Below are 22,013 nucleotides of genomic sequence, written 5' to 3' on the forward strand. Positions count from 1 at the left end.
GCTCGAAAACGCTGTAAGACGGCTCCTGGATTTGTTTCGCCCCGCCGGTCATGGCATGGTGGCGACGACAAAGAAGTATGCCGGGAGGACACCGATGAAGAGTTTCAAGGTCGCTGATTTCAAGGCGCCGCTGCAGGAGTTCGACGAGGCCACGCCGCAGCCGTCGGGCACGCAGGTGCTGATCAAGGTGAAGGCCGCCGGCGTCTGCCACAGCGACCTCCACATCTGGGAAGGCGGCTACGATCTCGGCCACGGCCGCAAGCCGTTGTCGCTGAAAGACCGCGGCATCAATCTGCCGCTGACCATGGGCCATGAGACGGTCGGCGAAATCGCGGCCTTCGGCCCCGACGTGAAGCCGACCGACCAGGGCGATCTCAGGCTCGGCGATGTCGGCCTCGTCTATCCCTGGATCGGCTGCGGCAAGTGCGCCACGTGCCTGGCCGGCGACGAGAACATGTGCCTGACGCCGCGCTCGCTCGGCGTCTATTGCGACGGCGGCTATTCCGACCACATGCTGGTGCCGCATCCGCGCTATCTGCTCAACCTCAGGGGACTCGATCCCGCGACGACCGCGCCCTACGCCTGCTCGGGCGTCACCACCTACAGCGCGCTGAAGAAGGTCGAGCAGCATTTTGACACGCCGATCGTGATGTTCGGCGCCGGCGGCCTCGGCCTGATGGCGTTGTCGCTGCTGAAGGCAATGGGCGGCAAGGGCGCGATCATGGTCGACATCGACGCCAGGAAGCGCGAGGCCGCCGAAAAGGCCGGCGCGCTTGCGACCGTCGATCCCAAAGCGCCGGACGCGCTGGAGCAGCTTGCCAAAAAGGCGGGCGGGCCGATCCGCGCCGTGATCGATCTCGTCGGCAACGCCGCGACCACGCAACTCGGCTTCGATTGCCTGACCAAGGGCGGCAAGCTCGTCATCGTCGGCCTGTTCGGCGGCGGCGCGACCTGGGCGCTGCCGCTGATCCCGATCAAGGCGGTGACGATCCAGGGCAGCTATGTCGGCAATCTGCGCGAGACGCAGGAGCTGCTCGACCTCGTGCGCGCGAAGAACGTGCCGCCGATCCCGGTGACGCGCCAGCCGCTCAACAAGGCCAACGACGCGCTGGTGCAATTGCAGCAGGGCGCGGTGGTCGGTCGCACGGTGCTGACGCCGTAATAAACGCTCTCTGCGCCGTCATTGCGAGCGAAGCGAAGCAATCCAGAAATCCCTCCGCGGACACAGTCTGGATTGCTTCGTCGCTTCGCTCCTCGCAATGACGTCCTTGGCTCGTTCCTTCCTAAGGTCTCTCAAATGTCCGCAAACAACGCCTTCCACATTGCCGTGCTCGCCGGTGACGGCATCGGTCCCGAAGTCATGGCACCGGCCATCGAAGTCTTGCGCAAGATCGAGGCGAAGTCCGGCCTGAGCTTCCGCTTCACCGAGGCGCCCGCCGGCGCCAACAATTATCTCGCGACCGGCAAGTCAATGCCGGATTCCACCATCAAGCTCTGCGAGGAGGCCGACGCGATCCTGCTCGGCGCCTGCGGCCTGCCGTCGGTCCGCTACCCCGATAATACTGAGATCGCGCCGCAGATCGAACTGCGCCTCATCTTCGATCTCTATGCCGGCGTGCGCCCGGCGCGCCTCATTCCGGGGGTGCCGAGCCCGATCGTCGGCGCCGACCAGCGCGGCATCGATCTCGTCGTGATCCGCGAATCCACCGAAGGCCTGTTCGCCTCGATGGGCAAGGGCGTCGTCACCCATGAGGACGCGCGCGAGACCATGGTGATCACGCGCAAGACCTCCGAACGCCTGTTCGAGTTCTCGTTCCGGCTCGCCGAGCGCCGCAAGGCGCGCGGCAAGCCGGGGATGCTTGCCTGCGTCGACAAGGCGAACGTGTTCAAGGCCTTTGCATTCTTCCGCGGCATCTTCGACGAGATCGAGAAGAAGCATCCGGAGGTGAAGACCGACCGGCTCTATGTCGATGCCTGCTCGGCGATGCTGGTGAAGCGTCCCTGGGATTTCGACGTGATGGTGATGGAGAACATGTTCGGCGACATCGTCTCCGACATCACCGCGAGCCTGATCGGTGGCCTCGGCATGGCGCCGTCCGCCGACATCGGCGACAAATATGCCGTGTTCCAGCCCTGCCACGGCACCGCACCAGACATCATGGGGCAGGGCAAGGCCAATCCCACCGGCATGATCCTGTCGGCGGCGATGATGCTGGACTGGCTCGCCGACAAGCACGGCGTCGAGAGCGCGGCGGAAGCCGGCGAGCAGATCGAGCGTGCAGTGGATCAGATCTACGCCGGCGGCATCAAGCCGATGGAGTTCGGCGGCAGCAACGGCACGGCCGACATTACGAAAGCGGTGCTTGCGGCGCTGTAGGCGGCAGACCATGAGCAAGCCGGTCCCCGAACGGTATCAACAGCTCCGGACGTTCGCCTTCGGCGACAGTCCCGAGCTCGCGGATGAATTGCTCGAACTCGTCATCAAGGGCGTCAAGACTGCAACATGCAGCACGGAAGACGAGCCAAACACGTCAGCGCCCGGCGAGCGCTGGGTCGTGCTCGATGGACGGGGAGAACCGCGCTGCGTCATCGAATCCGTCGAGATCACCTATCGGCGCTTCAATGAAGTCGATGCCGTCTTTGCGCACGATGAGGGCGAAGGCGATCGAAGCCTCGCCTATTGGCGCAGCGCCCATCGGACCTATTTCGGCCGGCTCGGACGATTCAGCGAGGATATGATGCTGATGTGCGAGCGCTTTCGCCTGATCGAGGTGTTCGGGGATCTCCCGCCTTCGGAACCAGATTCGCAGGAGCGCGTACTAAGCAGGCCTGCTTGATCAGATCGCCCATTTCGGCCGCTGAGAGTTTCGCGCAAGCCTCGGCATACAATTATACCCTGCGAAAACCTGAACTTTTTTCCATCGCTTAGGACTTATAGTTGCGTCCCGGCGTTCGCGCCTTGGGGTACAGAGAGCTTCAGCCGCCGCCGGGGCGTCGCCGAGGGCTCTCTTTCGTGCCACCGCGAAGACCGGGGCATGATGTGTAGCTCGTCGGCACTTCTTGACTTGATTTCACCAAGCGCAGGAGGAGCCTATGCGGAAGTCTCTCACCTTTTTCCTTTCTGGCGTGGCATTGGCCGTCGCGGCGTCAACCGCCGTAGCCGGTGAACGGGTGCTTGAGTTCAAGCTCGTCACGAAGCCGATCGACGTCAAGGTCATAGAGGCCGCAAACGTCGAAGGACAGACGGTTGTGTCCGGTAAATTCTTCGGTGTCGCCGTCTTCAACGATGGTCGTATCGGAGTGAAAGAGTTCATTAATTCTTCGGACTTGCTCAAAGGCTCGGGTCCCTTCTTCGGCTATAGCACTTACACTTTCGAAGATGGCTCGATCACGGCGCGTTACACCGGTTCGGCCAAGGACGGCAAATCAACAGGCGAATACACGATCCTTTCGGGGACAGGTGCCTATGCGAACGCCACAGGCACGGGAACGATCGAAAGCGTGCCGAACCCCTTCAAGGGCGTCAACCTGCTAAACATAAAGCTCGTCGTTAAAACGTCCGGCTCATGACAGCGTAATGTTCGCAGATCCCGCGCGAGGGATGTTGATGCCTCGCGCGGGCTATTGGCTCGGCCAGCGCCGCATTGCCGGTCGGCGCGACCATGACGGGAGCCGCGACATTGAACGCAGCGCCCGGTCACGGCTCGCTTGAGCCTATTCGGCCGCAATCGTGTGCACGGTACCGCTTTGGCCAGTGCTTCCGAATACGAAGCCTTCGTAGCCCTTCTCTGCGACCTCGGCGCACTTTCTGCGGTATCCGCCCACGCCCTCCGGCCCGAGATAGGGCATGAATCGACGCGGCTTGCCTTCTATGTTGGCGCCCATGTACCAGGAATTGGTGCCGGTCATGAGGGTCGAGTTCACGATTTCGGCGACGTGGGTGCCCCATTCGTCCTGCGCCTGCGGGCTCGCCTCAATCGTCGCAAGTTTGTTTCTTCGCATGTGAGCGATGCATTCAGTGATCCATTCGACATGCTGCTCTATCGAGACCGGCATGTTCGACAGCACCGAAGGGCTTTGCGGACCGGTGATCGTGAACAGGTTGGGATACCCGGCGATCGCCAGGCCAAGATAGGTCTGTGGGCCATCCGCCCATTCCTGCGCCAGCGTCCGGCCGCCGCGACCCTTGATGCCAAGGTTCTTCAGCGGGCCGGTCATCGCGTCGAAGCCAGTGGCGATGACGATGATGTCGAGCGGATACTCCTTGCCGCCCGCTCGAATGCCATTCGGCGTGATCTCCTCGATAGGACCGTCGGTGCTCGCATCCACCAGCGCTACGTTCTTCTTATTGAAGGTCTCAAAATAGTTGGTGTCCAACGGTTGGCGCTTGGTGCCGTAGGGATAAGACTTCGGCGTCAACTTCTCGGCGATCGCCGGGTCGTTGACAACCGATCGGATCTTTCGCTTGAGGTAGTCGGCGATGACGTCGTTCGCTTCCTTGGAAAAGAACATGTCCTGATAGTTCGCCAGCCAGAAGGCGAAGCCGCCCGCATCCCACATCTTGTCGAACTGCTTCTCGCGTTCCTCGGGCGGTGTCTCGAGCACCGACTGCGGTATGAAATTCAGCTCGAACCCGAAGAAGGAATCCTTGATGCGCTGTCGGATTCCGTCGTAATCGGCTTTGCGTGCTTTGGTCACTTCGGGATCGACGCGGCCGTTGCGGGCCGGCACGCAGAAGTTTGGCGTGCGCTGGAACACGGTCAAGTGCTTGGCCTGCTGCGCAATCTCCGGAATCGCCTGCACCGCGGTCGCTCCAGTGCCGATGACGCCTACACGCTTCGCGGTAAAGTCGACACCATCGTGCGGCCACTGGCTCGTGTGGTAGCACTTGCCCTTGAAGGAGCTCAGCCCCTCGATCGGCGGTACGTTCGCGGTCGACAGAGCCCCGACGGCCGGGATGACGTAGCGCGTCGTCACGGCGTCGCCTTTGTCGGTGCGTATGGTCCACAGCTCGGTGTCCTCATCGAAGAGGACTTCGACGACGCGCTTGCCGAACTGGATGTCGGGCTTCAGGTCGAACCGCTCGGCGCAGTGCTCGAGGTAGCGCAGGATCTCGTCCTGCTCGGGATAGCGCTCGGACCAGTTCCACTCCTGCAACAGGTTCTTGTCGAACGTGTAACAGTAAATGTAGCTGTCGGAGTCGCAGCGCGCGCCGGGATAACGATTCCAGTACCAGGTGCCGCCGACACCGTCGCCGGCCTCGAACACCGTGACGTTCAAGTCAAGCTTGTCGCGCAGCGAATGGAGCATATACATGCCGGAGAACCCGGCGCCGATGATGACCGCATCGAAGTCGGCTTTCGCGCCGGCCCGTTGCGCGGATTCAATGTTTGTCATGACCTACCTCGCGTTGTGAGAATTCTCCCTGCATTCGTGTTCGGTGGTTCTTCGGCTTATGCAGGCACCGGCCTGCGGGAGCAGAACAGAAGCTCGGCGCCATCGGAAAGCCGCGCCACGGCGCGCTCGCTCCATCGCGTGGAAAGCGGAGGCGCCGTGGGTGCAGGTAGGCGCTCGCGCGGCACTACGCCGCGGCGCGCGCCTCACCGGTCGCGTAGGCGGCAGTTTCGAATTCCATGTAGCCGCCGAAGGAGGTCGGGTCGCCGAACGGCAGGATTTGCGTCGCCCAATACCCGCCGAACCCGTTCTTGCGATCGATCCAGTAGAACGTGTTGGCGAGTCCAGCCCAACCGATCGCTCCGGCCGGGCGGCCGGTCGGCGCGTCCTCGTCGTTCACCATGAAGGTCAAGCACCAGGATTTCTTCAGGCCGGGAAAGAACTCGGCATCGTTCGACAGGCTCGGAATGATGCCGGGTAGCATCGTGACGGTCTGATGTGCCTGCAGGCCGTTCCGGACGGCGGCCTCGACCGTTTCCTTCTTGAGCACACGCCCCTGCGATCCGGCCCCGTCGTTCAGCCACATGCGAATGAATTTCATGTACTCGCCGATCGAGCCATAGAGACCGTGGCCGCCCATGTGGACCTCGGGCTCAGGCGGAAGTTGCATATCGGGGAGGGGAGTCAGCGATCCGTCGGCTTCGCGTTGGTGGATCGTTGCGAGGCGCGAACGCATCGAGGGGGGCAGCGAAAAGGCGATGTCCTCCATGCCGAGTGGCGCAAAGATCCGCTCCCTCATCACCTCGCCAAGGCGCTTGCCGCGGATGCTTTCGACGACTTGGCCGGCCCAGTCGATGTTGCTGCCATATTCCCATTTGTCGCCAGGATCGAACAGTAGCGGCGTGTTCAGGGATGCCTTCGAGCAGGTCACCACGCTCGGCTGGCCGCGCTCCTGTGCCAGGCGAAGGTAATTGGCGTTGAAGAAATCGTAGCCAAGGCCGGCGGTGTGCAGCATTAGCATCCGGGTCGTGATGTCGCGCGTCGGAGCTCGCAGTTTCGGATTGCCCTTGGCATCGAACCCGGTGAGCACCTCGAGCTTGCCAATGTCAGGCACGTAGTTCTTGGCGGGGGCATCCAGGTCAAGTTTGCCGTCCTCGACGCATTGCAGGACCGCGGTGCCAGTGATGGCCTTCGTTGTCGAAAAGATCGCAAACACGGTATCGGTCGTCATTGCGTGGCCCCCGCCAAGGCTGCGCTCGCCGGCCGAGCCTTCGTAGATGTTGGCCGAGCGATCCGTAATCATCGCTACCACGCCGGGAACGCGGTCCTTGCCAGTCACGACCTTTTGCAGAATCCCGTCACATGCGCTTTTTAGATTGATACCCATAAGCGTTTCTCCCGTTGCCATGTTTGATCACGTGCTTCTCGGCAGTCCGTTGGCGGTCCGCGCCGAATGACATAGACGGTTGGGCTGTACTGAAGTTGGGTACGGAGCTGATTGCCCCGATGAGGGTGCGCGAACGAAATCCCGCCGCGGCTCTGGCAACAAACACAACTGGAGTTTTGATCATGAGGTGGCTCCAGGTCCGCATCGCAATTCGACCGAGCGCTCGAAACGTAGACCGTTTTCCTCCGATCGACCACTCCGATAATTTTTGAGAGGCTGGTCAGCGATGCTGACACTGATCTACCCAGGCCGTATTGCTCATCAATCGGCGGGGTCAGGTCATTGCATTAGCGCATTCGCGCTGCTTGGTTTGGCGCGGCCGGACGCCGAGGCTACTTGCCCGTAAACTGCGGCTTGCGCTTTTCCATGAAGGCCTGCCGGCCCTCGCGAAAATCCGCGCTGTCCATGCAGGCGTGGCCGATCGCCTTGATCGCCTCCAGGTCGCGCTGGCTCTCGTCCTTCAACACCTGCGCGATGGTGATCTTCGCCGCCTTGATCGCGAGCGGGGCGTTCTCGGAGATGGTCTGCGCGATCGTCATCGTCTCCCCCCACAACTCGTCGATCGGAAACAAGCGCTCGACAAGGCCAATGCGCAGCGCCTCGGCGGAATCGATCCGCATGCCCGTGTACATCAGAAGCCGTGCCCAGGACGGACCGACCAGCGACACCAGATGCTTCAAGCCGTCATAGCCATAGGCGATGCCGAGTTTTGCTGCGGGAATGCCGAACTGGCTGCCATGCGCGGCGAGGCGGATGTCGGCGAGCATCGCGACCTGCATGCCGCCGCCGAGGCAAAAGCCCTCGATGCAGGCGATGGTCGGCTTGGGATAGTCGGCGAGCAGCGCGCGCTGGGCGGCACTGCGCCTGGCATATTCCTCGGACGCCGCTGCATTGTGCCGGGTCTTCTCGAACTGGCTGATGTCGGCCCCGGAGACGAATGCCCTGCCGCCGGCGCCGCGCAGGATCACGACGCGCACCGTCTCGTCATCGCGCAGGCTCGTCAGCGCCTCGCCAAATCCCTCCCACATCTCCAGCGACATCGCGTTGCGCTTGTCGGGATTGTTGAAGGTGATCACACCGACGCCGTCGATGACCTGCTTGAGGATCTTGCCGTCGGCAAGGGGTGTTTCGGTCGTGCTGGAATTGTCAGGCATTGCGCGCTCGCTGTCGTAGGCCGGGGGCAATGTGCGGCCGCGGCGCGGCCCGGGTCAACCGCGACGAGGGACGCGGCTTTGCATCCGCCTGTGCCGCGATTGCATGGCGCGAGAAGCGGTTATTCCTTGAGCATGATCTTTTCGGAAACCGCTGCACTTTTCCGGATCATGCTCTACTGCGTTGCGTGCATGTGCGCGGTCAGGGGATGGCTGCCGGCATTGCTGAAGAACGCCGCCTCTTCGGCGGTGGCCTCCAGCAACTGCTCGTCCTGATTATAGACGTCGTTGCGGAACTGGACGGTCTGGTCCTTGGTCATCCATGCCGTGAGGTAGATCCAGGCCACCGGCACCTTCTTCGCCATGGCGACCTCGAGGTGCTGGCCGCTCGCAATCTCCGCATCGATCGCGGCGCGACTCCATTTCGGCTGGTCCTTCAGCAGCCAGGCGGCGAGATCGTGCACATTGTCGACGCGCGAGCATCCGTGGGAATCGAAGCGGTAGTCGTCGCTGAACAGGTTGCGCTGGTTGGTGTCGTGCATATAGACCGAATAGGCGTTCGGCATGTCGATCTTCACCGCACCGAGCGCGTTGAAGGTGCCGTTGTGCTGGCGCACGGTGAAGTTCGGCGTGTGCGTGCCCGACCAGTCGACCGAATGCGGATCAATCGGATTGTCGTGGGCGTCGAGCACCTCCATGTGCATGCGCGACAGATAGGTCGGATCCTTGCGCATATGCGCCGAGATCTCGGTCTTGGCGATCGAGGACGGCACCGTCCAGGTCGGATTGAGCACGACGCTGGTGATCTGGGCCGTCAGGGTCGGCGAAGGCTTCTCGGTCTTGCCGACGATCACGCGATAGCGCCGTACCACCACATCGTTCTCGACCGCTTCGGCAAAGGCGGCGGGGATGTTGACCACGACATAGCGCTGGCCGAAGCCGAAGTTCATGTTCTCGAGCCGTTGGAGCGAAGCCTCCAGCTGCTGGATGCGCTTCTGCACGGAGACGTTCATCGCCGCGACCGTGCGCGGCGTCACCGTGCCGGTCGGCGCCAGTCCATGGCGGGCCTGGAAGCGTTTTACGGCGTCGGCGAGATCCTGGTCGAAGGCGCCGCCGGCCTTGTCGGCGGCGAGATCGCCGGAGACGATCAGACGCTTGCGCAGCAGCTCGTCGCTCGCGCCCTGGACGCCGAGCGCGAACTTGGCATCGGCAGGGATGGCCGGCCAGCCGCCGCGTACGGCAAGATCGGAGTAGCTGAGCGCGGCATCCTTGATGCGTTGGGCCGAGCCCTCGTCATAGGTTGGCTCGTGCGTCAGCGCGAGCGCCGCGGCGGAGCGGCTCTCCGCCGTCGAAGCGGGCGCGGCAGCCTTCGGCGCGGCAGCATGGGCCGGGTTCGCCGCTGCCGCTGCCGGTACCGTACCGGCCGTCGTTGCCGGCCTGGGGCCTGCCTGTCCCGTGGTTTCGGTTTGCGCCAGCGCGGAGGCGCTCGCGAGCACGCCGACGGCAACGATCATCGCATGGCGTTTCGACATGTGTCCCATCTTCCCCACGAGGACGAGGCCCGGACGGGCGCTCGCATTGGCAATTCCCGCTCGCCGCGCCGCGTGCGCCGATTCGCAAAAATCGGCGGGAAGCTAGAGCCCCGGAGTTGAGGTCCCAATAAGCGCGGCAGTCGTAAGCCCGCGCGTCCGAGGCGCGGCGTCTCGATTGGGTCGCAGCAGGGCGGGATGGGTTCGCGAAATCCGCGGCGATGGCGGGCAAATTGCCAGGAAACCCGTAGCAAGAAACCCGCAGCTAGAAATCCGCAAGAAAAAAGGGCGGCTTGGCCGCCCCGAAAGGAGAGCCGCGCGCAAGCGCGCGGACTGGGTCTCGTTCAATCCGGCCGCGCCCCCGTGACGCGGCGGATTGAACATCAGCCGTCAAGGTCAGAGCCCGATCGGCTCAAGCCTCGTTCGCTGCGATCGATTCCATCAGCGAGACGAGCTGACGCTGCACCGTCTGGTCCTTGATCTTGCTGTAGGCGCGAAGCAGGCGGAGGCTGAAGGCCGAATCGAGGAACAGCAAGCTCTCGACTTCGCGCGCTTTGTTGTCGCCGTCATAGAAGAAGGTCACGGGCACATCGAGGGCGGTGGCGATCTGCTGAAGCCGAGCCGCGCCGACGCGATTGACGCCCTTCTCGTATTTCTGGACCTGCTGGAAGCTCACGCCGAGCTTCTCACCGAGCTCGGCCTGCGAGATCTTCATCTCGACGCGCCGCAGGCGGATCCGCTTGCCAAGCTCAATGTCCGGCTTGCCGGCACTGCGCTGCTTCATTCTTTTCGCCGCTGTTTTCATACTCTCACCTTTGTTCTTCGGTTGAAAATCCCCCGAAGAGCTGGGTCAGGGGTTCGCCCATATACTCGTCCTTGAATTCATGCGGATGCACGAACTCTTCCTTAAACCACGGGAATCGCGCCGGATTGAAAGCCTCGATCAGCCAGTCAATCATGTGCCGAACGCGTGGAATCCGGCCGCTACCAGGGTGGTAGGACAACCAGATATCCAGCGGCCTGTTCAGCTCGACCTCCAGTGGAATCAACTTCCCGCCAAGCGCAATGGCGTAGCTCGGGAATACGCCGATGCCGGCGCCATTCGCGACCGCCCAATAATTGGCGCTTGAGACGTTGGTCTTCATGACCAGCAGGTCACGTTCCGGAACGCCTGGGAAGAAGCTCTCGAAGGTTTCCTTGGCGGCAAGCTGGTCGGCGAATTGCAGCACCAGGCGGTGCTTGATCAATTCGAGTGCCGAGCGCGGCGTGCCGTGTTTCTCAAGGTATTTTTCCGAAGCCCAGAACATCAGGTGCATGCGGCCGAGCCGCACCAGCTTGACGTCGAGCGCGGAGGGACGCGACAGATGGATGGCGACGTCGGCCTCGTGACGCGAGACGTCGGCCGAGCGCATCGCGCAATGCAAGTCGACCAGGATCTTCGGATAGGCCTGCTGGAATTCGACCAGCCGCGGGGCGAGCCAGAACGTCCCGAGACCCTCGGTGACGGCCACACGAACTTCGCCGGACAGGGCGTTGGCCGTCGAATCGCTGGTGCGCAGCACGTCGAAGGCAGCCGCCTCCATGCGCTCAACGGCGGAGACCACCAGTGCACCTTCATCGGTCAGATGCGTGCCGTGGACGTCGCGGGTGAACAGGGTGGTGCCGGTCTGGCGCTCGAAATCATCAATCCGGCGGCGGACGGCGTTGATCGACAGCGACAGGCGTTCAGACGCCGAGCGAAAACTGCCGCATCGAACGACTTCCAGGAATATGCGGGCCGCATCCCAATCGGAGAGGCCGCTGATATTGATCTTTGGGCGTTCCTCCTGTGGAACGCCCCTTTCCGCCAAGGAGTGCATACAAGTCCCTTCGGGTTGCTAAACTGGCAGAATTGGGCGCAAACCACAACCACTGCGGGTTGGGGAACGGCGACTTTTGAACGCCATCGTTACCGCCTCGTGGGCGGTATCCGAGTGTTACCAAGGCTGAGAATCGAATCGGCCGACCAACGTTGGAATGAGGGGTGTGGCGTGAGTTCCGTTGCGAGCCCTGAAATGGCTGCAGGATTGTCGGCGTTTTCCGTCACGGAAGTCCTTGCGCGCGAACTGTCACTGCGCGGAATGGGTCGATCATCCAGCGCCGCGCGTTCGACTCTCTGCGACGACGATAATGGCGTCCCGCGCAGCGGGTCGATGTTCGCGGGAACCACGGTTTCCCGGCAAAATCATACTGAAATCATGTTCGGAGGCGTCGGCGCCTCGTGTTATTCTCGGTACCCCATGGGGGCCGAGGGGATTTCCACAAACACGTCTCGCAGGCCGAACTAACGGAAAGAACGCCGGTGTCGCATTCAGACGAACAGTTGCAGTCGGTGCTGGAAACGCTTGAGGAGTGCCGCAAGGTTCTCAACGAGAGCAATAACCGCGAGTCGGCCGAGCTGCTGTCTATCGTCATCCTCGACGTGCGGATGAAGCTCAAAGGAATTGACAGTGCCGATCTCAAGGCGCTGTGCGACGAAATGTTGCGGAGCGCTGGAAGCGAACCGCAGCCCCCCTCCAAGCAGACGCAGGACCAGCCCCGGCGTCCGCTGCTCCGCGTGGTGAAGTAGCCGCGCCGCCGAGTCTCGCTTTTTGGCGAGGTTTGTGCGCGTCCCGATGCCGCATCTGTGATCGCAGACGGCATCGGGAGGAGCCTGGTTTCGTGCGCCTCTGTTGTGCGCATTCCCCGGCATCGGCTACACCAGAGCCGGTTCGGCTCCCGCCCGCGCGCATTCCCGGTGCGCGGCCAAAGAGCCTGAGATGGCTCCGACTGCATCATGCAAAATGTCTCGATCCCGGCGGCCCTGATTGCCGGCCTCGTCAGCTTCCTCTCTCCCTGCGTTCTGCCCCTGGTTCCGCCCTATCTGATCTATCTCACGGGCGCCACGATCGAGCATGTCGAGAACAAGGAGTCGGCCTCGGCGTCCAAGCGCGCCATCATGATGTCGGCGCTCCTGTTCGTGCTCGGTTTCTCCACGGTGTTCGTGGCGCTCGGCGCCAGCGCTTCGCTGATCGGCGGGCTGATCCGTGCCTGGTCGGCCGAGCTGTCGATCCTTGCCGGCGTCGTCATCATCATCATGGGCCTGCATTTCCTGGGGCTGACCCGGATCGGCCTGTTGATGCGCGAGGGGCGCCTGACTGCGCCCAAACCTGTCGGCCTGTGGGGCGCCTATGTGATGGGCCTCGCCTTCGCGTTCGGCTGGACGCCGTGCATCGGCCCGATCCTCGCCGCGATCCTCTCGATCGCCGCGGCGGAGGCGACGGTGACGAAGGGGGCGGGCCTGCTCGCAGTCTATTCGGCCGGCCTCGGCATTCCCTTTCTGATCGCCGCCCTGATGATCGAGCAGTTCTCGAAGCTGTTCGCGCGGATGAAGGGCCAGCTCGTCAATGTCGAGCGTGCCATGGGCGTCCTGATGGTGATCACTGGCATCGGCTTTCTCACCGGCGCGGTCTCGAATGTCAGCATCTGGCTGCTGGAGACGTTTCCGGCGCTGCAGACGATCGGTTAGCTCACGCCGTCGGCAGGATGGTCAGGTCAAACCGGACATGCGCGACGATGCCCGTCGCGCCGCTCCGGTTCTGATGCATCAGCATGAAGCCGTGCCGGTCGGCGGTGGATTTGGCGATCGCAAGACCAAGCCCGGTCCCCTCGACGCCCTGGGGCGCAGCCCTGAAGAAGCGGTCGTAGATGAACGGCATTGCATCCTCGGGAATGCCTGGGCCGTCATCGACGATCTCCAGCGCGCAAATCTTGCCGTCATTGACGACCCTGAGTTCCGACGGCCGACAGGAATAACAACATCACGCCGGGGTCTCCACGTGTGTTCAGATTGTCAGCCACGGCGAACTTCTGATGGTGTTGAGATGACGCGCGCGAGTGGCCGAGCTGAAGGCAGGTCGACGGCACGCAAGAGCAATCGCGCCGCACAGGCGGCGCGACAGCGCTGCTTCGTGCTGGAGATCAACCAGAGACCGGTTCTGGCGTTCTCGGCCAGTTCACTGCGATCCGCCCGGGCGCGCGTGCAGGAGGCCTGGTTCGTCGAGGAATTGGCGAGCATGCGTTCGGGTGGGCGTCCTCTCCTGTGCCCGGATCATGTCCGACAGGTCAGGCTCGCGCTTCCCGCCGAGATTGCCGCGGTCGAACTTGGACGCGGCCTCGATGAGGCGCGCGGCGAGGACGCCAAATATGGCTTCGCATTTCTCGTTCCGATCGACGTGCCGCCGAATTAACGGCGTCGAGCGGTCAACGGCTTCCGTTCGGGGAACGGATCCTGATACAGCCAGGCCAGGTTCTCGCAGAAGCGCTCCAGGCTGGTCTCGCGAATGAGCTGATTGCGCAATAGCGCGTGGACGCCGGCCGGATGATAGACGTGAGTGCCGAGCTCCCGGGCCTGGAGCTGGACGCGCGCGGTGCGCAGCAGTCGCGCATTCCTGTATTGATCGAGCGCATGTGCGATGTCGCCTTTCCGCTCGTCGAGCTCTTCGGCGAGCCAAATGGCGTCTTCCAGCGCCATGCAGGCGCCTTGCGCAAAATATTGCAGCATCGGATGTGCGGCATCGCCGAGAAGGACGACGCGCCCGTCGACCCAGCGATCCGTCGGATCGCGGTCGCTGGTCACCCACGCCTTCCAGTCCCGTCCGTGATGAATGATTGCCTTTGCGCGCGGATGCACGTCGCGAAAACCTGCGAGGACTTCCTCGTGGGTCACGGGCCTGGCGGCGAAAGCCTCGGCGGGATCGTTGTGGCAGGTGATCGCAAGATTGAACACCTTCCAGCCCGAAAGCGGATAGTGCACGAGATGACACTTGGCACCGGCCCATAGCGTCGCCGCGTTCCAGCGCAGATCCTGCGGCATCTGTTCGGTCGGGATGACGGAGCGATAGGTGGTGTGGCCGGCAATTCGCGGCGCGCCGTCGCCGATCATCTGCTGGCGGATGCGGGAGCGCAGCCCGTCCGCGCCGATCAGCAGGCACCCGGTGACGCGCTCGCCGGACTTGAGCAGGGCCGAGGCCTGCGCACCGTTCTGCTCGTAGCCGACGACGTCGCAATCGGTCCGAAGCGTGACATTAGCGTGCGTTTCGCAGGCGCGGACGAAGATGCCGTGCAGATCGCCGCGGTGAACCACGGCGTAGGGATTGCCGAAGCGCCGGCGGAAATAGTCGGTCAGATCGATATTGGTGATCTCCTCCGCCGAGATTGCGTCCATCAGGCGGAGCCGGTCGATGAAGACGGCGATCGAGCGTGCAGCATCGCCGAGCTCGAGGCGATCGAAGGCGTGAAACGCGTTGGGGCCGAGCTGGATGCCCGCGCCGATCTCCTGGTAGCGCGACGCGCGCTCGAGGACCGTGACCTGGAAACCCTTCCGTGCCAGCGCGATCGCGGCTGCAAGCCCGCCGATGCCGCCGCCTGCAATGATGATGGGATCCTGTCGCATGGCCTCTCCTTGGTTGTTCCCTATTTTCTTGCTGTCTTGCCGCGCGGCCGGTTCGTCCTGGCCTTCGCCTCGGGCCGCTCGTCACGGATTTCTTTCAACCGCGCCGGCGGCGGGACCTTGATCGATCCGGCTTCGACTTCCTGCTCGAGCCGGTCGATGTTCTTGTAGAGCTCCACCAGTACGCGCTTGAGCTCCGCCGCCTCCTTGGCGGACATGCTGCCGGTTGCGACCTCTTCATAATAGGCGGCGAGCGGCATCAGCCGCGCCGCGAGCTCGGCACCGTCGGGCGTCAGCACGACCTGGAGGCTGCGCTGGTCGTTCTCGGGCCGGTCGCGTGTCAACAGGCCCGCGCGGCTCATCTCCGCGACGATGCGCGACAAGGTGGAGACATCCGCCGAGGTCAGCTCGGCGATCTCTCCGAGCCGGAGCGGGCGGCCTTGCTCCGACAGCGCGGCCAGCACGCGATACATCGGAAGCGTCAACTTCTCGTGACGGATCACGCGCGCGAAGAGGTCGCCCATCCGGACGCCCAGCCGGGCGAGCAGATAGGGAAGCGAATTCGAAAATCGATACATGGGGTTGGATCCTGGCGGGAGAGCTCCGCCGGGAATAGACGTCAACTTTCGCAGGTGCAATATTTGCATATCAATCATTTGCAAATGCAACTTTCTCATTGACAAGTGTTTGCGCCCGATGCTTTGCTTTGTCAACGCCGAAAGCAGAGCCGAAGGAACGACGCCATGCAGGGAAAGATCGCGCTCGAGGAGCACTTCGCGATGGACGATACCGTCCAGGATAGTGCGGGCTTCGCTCCCATCGATGACTGGGTCGAGCTGAAGGCGCGGTTGCTCGACATCCATGACCGCCGGCTCGCCGAGATGGACGCCCACGGCATCGAGATGATGCTGCTGTCGCTGAATGCGCCGGCCGTGCAGGCCATTCCCGACCGTCATCGCGCGACGGAGCTGTCGCGCCGCGCCAACGACTTTCTCGCCGAGCAGGTTGCAAGGCGGCCCGACCGTTTCCAGGGGCTCGCCGCGCTGCCGATGCAGGATCCGGACGCGGCGGCTCGCGAGCTCGATCGTTGTGTCGGCGCGCTTCGCTTTCGCGGCGCGCTCGTCAACGGCTTCAGCGAGCTCGCCGGCATCGACCATGCCATCTATTACGATCGCAAGGAGTTCTGGCCGTTCTGGTCGGAGGTCGAACGTCTCGGCATTCCCTTCTACCTGCACCCGCGCAATCCGCTTGCGAAGGACGCGGCGATCTACGAGGGGCATCGCTGGCTGTTGGGCCCGACCTGGGCATTCGGCCAGGAAACCGCAGTGCATGCCTTGCGCCTGATGGGCTCGGGCCTGTTCGACGCCTATCCGCGGCTACAGATCATCCTCGGTCACATGGGGGAGGGGCTGCCTTACTCGATGTGGCGCGTCGACAATCACAACAAGTGGATGCGGGCGCAGAATGCCTATCCAGCGCGGCGCAAGATCGCCGATTATTTCCGGGAGAACTTCTACATCACCACGTCGGGCAATTTCCGTACCCAGACGTTGATCGACGCGATGCTCGAGATCGGCGCCGACCGCATCCTCTTCTCCGCCGACTGGCCATTCGAGAACATCGACCACGCCGCCGACTGGTTCGACACGGCCGCGATCTCCGAAGGCGACCGCATCAAGATCGGCCGCGACAACGCGCGCGCCCTGTTCGGGCTCGGCGAGGCATCAATCCAATCTGCCGCAGAGCAGAACACGTCATCAATTTCAATGGAGGAACCCCGTGAACATCTCGTCCGAAATCGACGTGCATGAGGAACTGTCCGGCGCTTCGATCGGACCGTTCCACAAGCTACTCGGCATTCTGATCACGCTCATCACGCTGTTCGACGGCTATGACACCTTCAATCCGGCCTATGTCATCCACTACGTGGTGCAGCCCTGGGGACTCGCACCAAGCCAGGCGGGCTTTCTGGTGAGCTCGGGTCTCGTCGGCTTCCTGTTCGGCGCGGTCGGCCACGGCAGCGTGGCCGATCGCTTCGGCCGGCGCGGCACGCTGCTGGCCGGTCTCTGGATCGTCAACGTCTTCACCTTGCTGACCGCCATGCTGGCGAGCGATTTCTGAAGCTACTGCGCGCTTCGCTTCGTCACCGGGCTCGGCCTCGGCGTGCTGCTGCCGCTCGGCACGACCTTCATCAACGAGCTCGCGCCCAAGCGTGTCAGCAATACGTTCTCGCTCTGGGGCGTCACGCTTGGGTGGTCGCTCGGCGGCGTCTGCGCCGGCCTCGTCGGCGTGTTCCTGACGCCGCAGCATGGATGGCAGATCCTCTATTACATCGGGGCGCTGTCGATCCCGTTGACCTTCGTGGCCCACGCCATCCTGCCCGAGAGCCCGCAATTCCTGGCGACCCGGTCGCGGATCCCCGAGTTGCGCGCGCTGCTCGCACGATTGCGGCCGGAACGGGCTCCCGCCTACCAGAATGCGACGTTCGCGTCGGTCGACCGCGGCGCGCCGCAGAGCACGATCGGCACCTTGCTCAGCCCACGCTATCGTCGCGTCTCGCTGACCATCTGGATCACGGCGTTTCTCAGCCTGTTCGCGATCTTCGGTCTCACCGGCTGGATTCCGACGGTGATGCTGAAGCGTGGCGAGACATTTGCCGCCTCGTTCGGCTTCGGAGCCCTGATGCAGGCAATGTCCTTCATCGGCGGTCTTACGCTGGCGATGCTGGCCGACCGCAATTTTACGCTGACGCCGCGCTATCTCGCGACGTGGTGGCTGAGCGGCGGGATCGCCGTGCTGGCGCTCGTCTTCGTCAGCGGTCATGGCGTCAATCTCGCCATTGTCGCCATTGCAGGGTTCTGCATCATCGGCGCGCAGCATGTCCTCAACAACTTCACCGCCGGCTCGTACGAAACCTGCTTCCGTGCCAGCGGCGTCGGGATGGAGCTGGGCATCGGCCGGGTCGGAGCGATCCTCGGGCCCTACGTCATCGGCCTCCTGCAGCAGCTCACCGGCGGTCCTGACGCCGTGTTCTGGGCAATCGGTGGTGCGTCGATCGTCGGCGCGCTGGCGATTGGATCGCTTGGGCTGGCCGCCGCAAAGCGCTTCCCGAGGGTCGATGTTGCAGCCGCGGAGTGACGGGGCACGTTGATCTATCCACGGGGGCGGTCGACGTCGATTGGCCGTCCGCTTTCACCGACGAAACTTCGCCAGAGGAGATCCGAAATGCCGACATCCACCCGTTCCGCCGTGACCACAGGCCTGCCCGATGCCTGGGTGCTTCTGTTCGCGCGCGTCGCGATTGCGCCGCTGTTTCTCTACAGCGGCGTCGGAAAGGTGCTGGCATTTGCCGTAACCGCAGGCAGGCTTCCGGGAGGAGCGGACGGGCTCGGCGCCGTTCTCGCCGCAGGCGCGATCGCGGTTGAGCTCGGAGGCGGCATGGCCCTGCTGCTCGGCCTGTTCTCGCGTCAGGCGGCTGCGGTCCTGTTCCCGTTCACCATCGCCGCGACGCTGATGTTTCACAATTTCTGGGCCGTGCCGGAAGCGCAGGTCGTGATGCAGACCATCAACTTCCTGAAGAACCTTGGCCTGCTCGGCGCTCTTGCTCTCATCGCCTTCTATGGACCGGGCGCATATGCCGTCCAGACCGCGATCAAGGCTGGCCCCAAAGGTGCCCCCGGGCTCTCGTGATCTTCCGCTACGCCGCCGAGGAGCTCACCGCGAAGCGCGCCAGCGCCTCGCGGTCGATATCGATGCCCAGTCCCGGTCCGTCGGGAACGCGCACGACACCTTTTTCGTGCTCGATCGGCTCCTTCAAGATCGCCTGCCGGATCGGATGCTCGGTGCGGTCGAATTCGAGCATCGGCTCGATCGGCGCAAGCGAGGTCGGCGTGTGTGACGGCAGCACGGCGAGAAGTTGCAGCGAGGCCGCGATCGCGATCCCGGTGCCCCAGACATGCGGGTTGTAGCGGATGCCGAACGCCTCGCTCATGTCGGCGATCTTCTTGCATTCGGAGAGGCCACCTGCCGCGCAGGTGTCGGGCTGGGCGATGTCCAGCGCATGCGATGTGAACAGGTCGCGGAAGCCGAAGCGCGTGAACTCGCACTCGCCGCCAGCGATGGGAATCGTCAGCGCGGATCGAACCGCGCGATATCCCGCGACGTCCTCCGGCGGCACCGGCTCCTCGAACCAGCCGATGTCGTAGCGCTCGATCATGCGGCCGAGCCGGATCGCCGCCACCGCGTCATAAGCGTGGTTCGCATCGACCATCAGCGCGACATCCGGGCCGATCGCTTCGCGCACCGCGCGCGTGACCGCGGCATCCTCGGCGATGCCGAACCCGACCTTCAGCTTCACGGCGCGGAAACCTTCCGCGGCGTAGCCGGCCGCTTCCTCCGGCAGGTATTTGAGCGGATCGCCTGATTTGCGCCGGTAGAGCCCGGTCGCATAGGCGGCCACCTCCTTGCGCGCGGCGCCGCCGAGAAGCTGATGCGCGGGCACGCCGAAATGCTTGCCCTTGATGTCCCACAACGCGATGTCGATGCCGCTCAGGCCCTGGATCACGACACCCTTCTGGCCGTGATCGCGCAAGCGCGCATAGACCATCTGCCACAGCACGCCGGTGCGCAGCGGATCCTCGCCGATCAGCCACGGCGCGATGCTCTGCACCACCGCCGCCGTCATCCGCGCCGGCCCGTAGCATTCGCCCCAGCCGGTCAGGCCGTCATCCGTCTCGATCTCGACCAGCATCGCGGTGCGCGTGTCGTACCAGGCGCGCGAATAGGCGAAGGGCTGCGAGAGCTTTGCTTCGAGGATGTGCGTGCGCACCTTGGTGATCTTCATCGTCGATGTTCCCTCAATCCGTTCACCGCGCCTCATCCAGCGCACACATCACCGTGCAGACGACGCCGCGCGGCAGGAAGTCGACGGTCGCCTCGCCGCCGAGCTGATCGCGCGCGCTGCGCTCGATCAGGCGCGAGCCGAAACCGCGCTGCACCGGCTCCGTCACCGGTGGTCCGCCGATCTCGCTCCAGATCAGCCGCAGCCGGGGCTTCGGCGTGTCGGCAATGACCTCCCAGTCCAGCGTGACCCGACCGGTCTCGTTCGACAGCGCGCCGTATTTCGCGGCGTTGGTGGCGATCTCGTGCACGATCATCGACAGCACCACGGCGAGCCGCGGCGACAGCGGCACGGCGGGGCCGGCCATGCGGATGCGATCGGGATTGCTCAGCAGGAACGGCTGGAGCACGCGCGCGATCACATCCCTCAGCTCCGAGCCCGCCCATTTCTCCTGGCTCAGGAGATTATGCGCCTCGGCGAGCGCACCGAGCCGTCCTTCGAACTTGGTCCGCTCGTCCCGGCTTGAGCTTCGGAAGGTCTGCACCGCGATCGCCTGCATCAAGGCCAGCGTGTTCTTGACGCGATGGTTGAGCTCCTCGATCAGCAGATTATGCAGCATCTCGCCGCGCGCGATCGTGGTCGCCATCCGCACCGCGAAGGTCAGGCCGGTCAGCAGCAGGATGCCGCCGATCAGGCTGGTGATCGCGATGTCGCGCCAGAGCGGGGCGATCAGCGAGCTCTCGGCGACACCGGCCACGACCGTCCAGCCGGTCAGCCGCGATCTCGTATAGGCGGAGGACAGCGCGACGCCGTCGAGCGAAACGGAGGAGAGGGTCGCCTCCGGCGTCCGAGCCATCGCGTCGTTCAGCGCGCCGGAGGCCTGCTTGCCGAACGTCTCGGCCGGATTGGGCGCGCGCGCGAACACGCGACCCTTGGTGTCCAGCAGCGACACCGTCCATTGATCGTTCGGCCGCTGCTGCTCGACCAGTTTCTGGAAGGTCGCCATCGGCGGACTGAAGGAGAGCGCGTAGACGACCTCATCGTTGCGCAGCACGGGAACCTCGACGGTCACGATCGGCCGGTTCTTGGTCGAGCCGGTGAACAGGTCGGAATATTGCGGCGACTTGCTCGCAAATACCCGCTCGACGATCTCGCGATTGTTGCGGGGCGGCAGGTTTGTCGTTTCACTCGTGACGGTCGAGAACAGCTGGTGCCCGCTCCCGTCCGCCACCAGCAGGACGCTGTCCTCGCCATATTGGCTGATGAACCCGGTTGCGAGCCGGCGGAAGTCGTCGAAGTCGCCGCTTTGCAGCGCGTTGCTGAGCGCCAGCACCTGCAAGCCGCCGGTCATCCGCTGCACTTCGGAATCGAGCACGAGGCGCATGCTTCGCACCGTCTCCAGCACGCGTCGTGTCGCGTCGCTGCGGTCCTGGCGATAGTTGGAATAGGCAATACCGACCGCAAAGACGATCAGCGGCAACATCGTTCCCGTGACCAGAAGAGCGAGCCGGACCGGCAGTGTGAGCTTTGACAAACGCGGGCGTCCCGGTTCCAGCGCAGCGGCGCCGGATTATGATTTTGGGGAGACAATACGGGTGAGACTTGCACCGCGCCACGATTTTCGCGTCCGGCGAGCACGTCAGAGAGGGATTTTGCAGCGCGGTCGCGGGCGTCCGCGCGTCAGGTCATGCCGATCGCCGTCAGCAGCAGACACATGGCATAGACAGCTGCCAGACTGAGCCCGGCGATCCGGGCCTCTCGGTGAGATCTCATCGTGAACTCCAAGGAAGGCGACCCCGCCGGCGTTCGCGGCCGACGAGTTCTACGTCGTGCAGGACGTCAAGACGAAGAAGTGCACGGTCGTCGACAAGAAGCCGATCGACACTTCCGTGACCGTCGTCAGCCCGTCGGGCACGATCTACAAATCGCACACCGGGGCTGAAAGCGGCATGAAGACCGTCAAGGTCTGCACGTCCAACTGAGGAGGATGACGCAATGCCTATTCTGATTTTGTGGGCCGTGCCCGCCGTTCTGGTGCTCGGCGGGGGCATTTATCTGATCGGCCATATGCACTAGTACCCGGAATCAGAGCTGAGTGATACGGCGGCCTTTGAAACGGCGTTGACGGACCTTTTTCTTGGTCCAGACGAAGGGCTCGGCTCTGTCGTTGTATGCGTTGACG

The 22,013-nt window shown here is 63.6% G+C and carries 19 protein-coding genes and 3 pseudogenes; 11 read left to right on the forward strand and 11 right to left on the reverse strand.

What is annotated here, in order from left to right; genetic code table 11:
• The first annotated feature begins 94 nt into the window (after positions 1-94).
• The 4 genes from QJT78_RS21895 to QJT78_RS21910 all read left to right on the forward strand — a co-directional run bounded on the left by QJT78_RS21895 (position 95) and on the right by QJT78_RS21910 (position 3,570).
• Positions 95-1,162 (forward strand): alcohol dehydrogenase, encoded by a 1,068-nt coding sequence (locus QJT78_RS21895; protein WP_028152060.1) that lies wholly within the window; start codon positions 95-97, stop codon positions 1,160-1,162.
• A gap of 135 nt (positions 1,163-1,297) precedes the next feature.
• The gene (locus QJT78_RS21900) at positions 1,298-2,377 is read left to right on the forward strand and encodes an isocitrate/isopropylmalate dehydrogenase family protein (protein WP_028152059.1); all 1,080 of its coding nucleotides are present in this window, start codon (positions 1,298-1,300) and stop codon (positions 2,375-2,377) included.
• 10 nt (positions 2,378-2,387) lie between these two features.
• Positions 2,388-2,837 (forward strand): ASCH domain-containing protein, encoded by a 450-nt coding sequence (locus QJT78_RS21905; protein WP_028152058.1) that lies wholly within the window; start codon positions 2,388-2,390, stop codon positions 2,835-2,837.
• A gap of 256 nt (positions 2,838-3,093) precedes the next feature.
• On the forward strand, positions 3,094-3,570 hold the full coding sequence (locus QJT78_RS21910) for a hypothetical protein (protein WP_028152057.1): 477 nt from the start codon (positions 3,094-3,096) through the stop codon (positions 3,568-3,570).
• Between the two features lie 144 nt (positions 3,571-3,714).
• Here the strand turns inward: QJT78_RS21910 and QJT78_RS21915 are convergent, their stop codons facing one another.
• From QJT78_RS21915 to QJT78_RS21940, 6 genes are all read right to left on the reverse strand, one after another.
• Positions 3,715-5,397: an NAD(P)/FAD-dependent oxidoreductase gene (locus QJT78_RS21915; RefSeq protein ID WP_028152056.1), complete on the reverse strand. Its 1,683-nt coding sequence runs from the start codon at positions 5,395-5,397 to the stop codon at positions 3,715-3,717.
• A gap of 184 nt (positions 5,398-5,581) precedes the next feature.
• A complete protein-coding gene (locus QJT78_RS21920; RefSeq protein ID WP_038943244.1) occupies positions 5,582-6,781 on the reverse strand; it encodes a serine hydrolase domain-containing protein in 1,200 nt (399 codons plus the stop codon).
• Between the two features lie 392 nt (positions 6,782-7,173).
• Positions 7,174-7,995 (reverse strand): enoyl-CoA hydratase, encoded by an 822-nt coding sequence (locus tag QJT78_RS21925; RefSeq protein WP_028152054.1) that lies wholly within the window; start codon positions 7,993-7,995, stop codon positions 7,174-7,176.
• Positions 7,996-8,168: 173 nt separating this feature from the next.
• Complete coding sequence (locus tag QJT78_RS21930) at positions 8,169-9,524, reverse strand: L,D-transpeptidase family protein (protein WP_038943245.1); 1,356 nt, start codon at positions 9,522-9,524, stop codon at positions 8,169-8,171.
• Positions 9,525-9,933: 409 nt separating this feature from the next.
• The gene (locus QJT78_RS21935; protein WP_014497036.1) at positions 9,934-10,305 is read right to left on the reverse strand and encodes a helix-turn-helix transcriptional regulator; all 372 of its coding nucleotides are present in this window, start codon (positions 10,303-10,305) and stop codon (positions 9,934-9,936) included.
• 25 nt (positions 10,306-10,330) lie between these two features.
• Positions 10,331-11,380: a LysR family transcriptional regulator gene (locus tag QJT78_RS21940; RefSeq protein WP_038943246.1), complete on the reverse strand. Its 1,050-nt coding sequence runs from the start codon at positions 11,378-11,380 to the stop codon at positions 10,331-10,333.
• Between the two features lie 482 nt (positions 11,381-11,862).
• Here QJT78_RS21940 and QJT78_RS21945 point away from each other — a divergent pair, with 482 nt between their 5' ends.
• The gene (locus tag QJT78_RS21945) at positions 11,863-12,129 is read left to right on the forward strand and encodes a hypothetical protein (protein WP_028152051.1); all 267 of its coding nucleotides are present in this window, start codon (positions 11,863-11,865) and stop codon (positions 12,127-12,129) included.
• A 207-nt stretch (positions 12,130-12,336) separates the two neighbouring features.
• Positions 12,337-13,068, forward strand: coding sequence for a cytochrome c biogenesis protein CcdA (locus QJT78_RS21950; RefSeq protein WP_038943247.1), 732 nt, complete (start codon positions 12,337-12,339; stop codon positions 13,066-13,068).
• A gap of 1 nt (position 13,069) precedes the next feature.
• Here the strand turns inward: QJT78_RS21950 and QJT78_RS21955 are convergent.
• Positions 13,070-13,321 (reverse strand): annotated as a pseudogene (locus QJT78_RS21955) (sensor histidine kinase); the annotation flags it as partial.
• 102 nt (positions 13,322-13,423) lie between these two features.
• On the opposite strand from QJT78_RS21955, the gene QJT78_RS21960 reads away from it, so the two are divergent.
• On the forward strand, positions 13,424-13,789 hold the full coding sequence (locus tag QJT78_RS21960) for a hypothetical protein (protein WP_028152048.1): 366 nt from the start codon (positions 13,424-13,426) through the stop codon (positions 13,787-13,789).
• Here QJT78_RS21960 and QJT78_RS21965 read toward each other — a convergent pair.
• Complete coding sequence (locus QJT78_RS21965) at positions 13,786-14,994, reverse strand: 3-hydroxybenzoate 6-monooxygenase (protein ID WP_038943249.1); 1,209 nt, start codon at positions 14,992-14,994, stop codon at positions 13,786-13,788. The two genes, QJT78_RS21960 and QJT78_RS21965, sit on opposite strands and share 4 nt — an antisense overlap.
• A gap of 20 nt (positions 14,995-15,014) precedes the next feature.
• Positions 15,015-15,569, reverse strand: a complete 555-nt coding sequence (locus tag QJT78_RS21970) for a MarR family transcriptional regulator (RefSeq protein ID WP_049807615.1) — start codon at positions 15,567-15,569, stop codon at positions 15,015-15,017.
• A 165-nt stretch (positions 15,570-15,734) separates the two neighbouring features.
• On the opposite strand from QJT78_RS21970, the gene QJT78_RS21975 reads away from it, so the two are divergent.
• From QJT78_RS21975 to QJT78_RS21985, 3 genes and pseudogenes are all read left to right on the forward strand, one after another.
• Positions 15,735-16,802 carry an amidohydrolase family protein gene (locus QJT78_RS21975; RefSeq protein WP_028153500.1) on the forward strand — a complete coding sequence of 356 codons (1,068 nt, stop codon included), beginning with the start codon at positions 15,735-15,737 and terminating at the stop codon, positions 16,800-16,802.
• A 118-nt stretch (positions 16,803-16,920) separates the two neighbouring features.
• Positions 16,921-18,129, forward strand: a pseudogene (locus QJT78_RS21980) (MFS transporter).
• Positions 18,130-18,216: 87 nt separating this feature from the next.
• Positions 18,217-18,681: a DoxX family protein gene (locus QJT78_RS21985; RefSeq protein ID WP_049807616.1), complete on the forward strand. Its 465-nt coding sequence runs from the start codon at positions 18,217-18,219 to the stop codon at positions 18,679-18,681.
• A 7-nt stretch (positions 18,682-18,688) separates the two neighbouring features.
• On the opposite strand, the gene QJT78_RS21990 is transcribed toward QJT78_RS21985, so the two are convergent.
• Both QJT78_RS21990 and QJT78_RS21995 read right to left on the reverse strand, forming a co-directional pair.
• On the reverse strand, positions 18,689-19,834 hold the full coding sequence (locus tag QJT78_RS21990) for a mandelate racemase/muconate lactonizing enzyme family protein (protein ID WP_028153502.1): 1,146 nt from the start codon (positions 19,832-19,834) through the stop codon (positions 18,689-18,691).
• A gap of 22 nt (positions 19,835-19,856) precedes the next feature.
• Positions 19,857-21,314: a sensor histidine kinase gene (locus QJT78_RS21995; protein WP_281460293.1), complete on the reverse strand. Its 1,458-nt coding sequence runs from the start codon at positions 21,312-21,314 to the stop codon at positions 19,857-19,859.
• A gap of 316 nt (positions 21,315-21,630) precedes the next feature.
• Between QJT78_RS21995 and QJT78_RS22000 the strand changes: the two are divergent.
• Positions 21,631-21,813: pseudogene (locus tag QJT78_RS22000) on the forward strand (hypothetical protein); the annotation flags it as partial.
• Positions 21,814-22,013: the final 200 nt, after the last annotated feature.

This window comes from Bradyrhizobium sp. Mp27, assembly GCF_029953005.1.
Taxonomy (GTDB): domain Bacteria; phylum Pseudomonadota; class Alphaproteobacteria; order Rhizobiales; family Xanthobacteraceae; genus Bradyrhizobium; species Bradyrhizobium barranii.

Bases quoted from the DNA above. Each gene is read 5' to 3' on its own strand.
- QJT78_RS21960 (WP_028152048.1), top strand. From the start codon at position 13,424: ATGACGCGCGCGAGTGGCCGAGCTGAAGGCAGGTCGACGGCACGCAAG.
- QJT78_RS21975 (WP_028153500.1), top strand. From the start codon at position 15,735: ATGCAGGGAAAGATCGCGCTCGAGGAGCACTTCGCGATGGACGATACC.
- QJT78_RS21915 (WP_028152056.1), bottom strand. From the start codon at position 5,397: ATGACAAACATTGAATCCGCGCAACGGGCCGGCGCGAAAGCCGACTTC.
- QJT78_RS21970 (WP_049807615.1), bottom strand. From the start codon at position 15,569: ATGTATCGATTTTCGAATTCGCTTCCCTATCTGCTCGCCCGGCTGGGC.
- QJT78_RS21950 (WP_038943247.1), top strand. From the start codon at position 12,337: ATGCAAAATGTCTCGATCCCGGCGGCCCTGATTGCCGGCCTCGTCAGC.
- QJT78_RS21940 (WP_038943246.1), bottom strand. From the start codon at position 11,380: ATGCACTCCTTGGCGGAAAGGGGCGTTCCACAGGAGGAACGCCCAAAG.
- QJT78_RS21910 (WP_028152057.1), top strand. From the start codon at position 3,094: ATGCGGAAGTCTCTCACCTTTTTCCTTTCTGGCGTGGCATTGGCCGTC.
- QJT78_RS21920 (WP_038943244.1), bottom strand. From the start codon at position 6,781: ATGGGTATCAATCTAAAAAGCGCATGTGACGGGATTCTGCAAAAGGTC.
- QJT78_RS21985 (WP_049807616.1), top strand. From the start codon at position 18,217: ATGCCGACATCCACCCGTTCCGCCGTGACCACAGGCCTGCCCGATGCC.
- QJT78_RS21930 (WP_038943245.1), bottom strand. From the start codon at position 9,524: ATGTCGAAACGCCATGCGATGATCGTTGCCGTCGGCGTGCTCGCGAGC.
- QJT78_RS21925 (WP_028152054.1), bottom strand. From the start codon at position 7,995: ATGCCTGACAATTCCAGCACGACCGAAACACCCCTTGCCGACGGCAAG.
- QJT78_RS21995 (WP_281460293.1), bottom strand. From the start codon at position 21,314: ATGTTGCCGCTGATCGTCTTTGCGGTCGGTATTGCCTATTCCAACTAT.
- QJT78_RS21895 (WP_028152060.1), top strand. From the start codon at position 95: ATGAAGAGTTTCAAGGTCGCTGATTTCAAGGCGCCGCTGCAGGAGTTC.
- QJT78_RS21905 (WP_028152058.1), top strand. From the start codon at position 2,388: ATGAGCAAGCCGGTCCCCGAACGGTATCAACAGCTCCGGACGTTCGCC.
- QJT78_RS21965 (WP_038943249.1), bottom strand. From the start codon at position 14,994: ATGCGACAGGATCCCATCATCATTGCAGGCGGCGGCATCGGCGGGCTT.
- QJT78_RS21990 (WP_028153502.1), bottom strand. From the start codon at position 19,834: ATGAAGATCACCAAGGTGCGCACGCACATCCTCGAAGCAAAGCTCTCG.
- QJT78_RS21900 (WP_028152059.1), top strand. From the start codon at position 1,298: ATGTCCGCAAACAACGCCTTCCACATTGCCGTGCTCGCCGGTGACGGC.
- QJT78_RS21935 (WP_014497036.1), bottom strand. From the start codon at position 10,305: ATGAAGCAGCGCAGTGCCGGCAAGCCGGACATTGAGCTTGGCAAGCGG.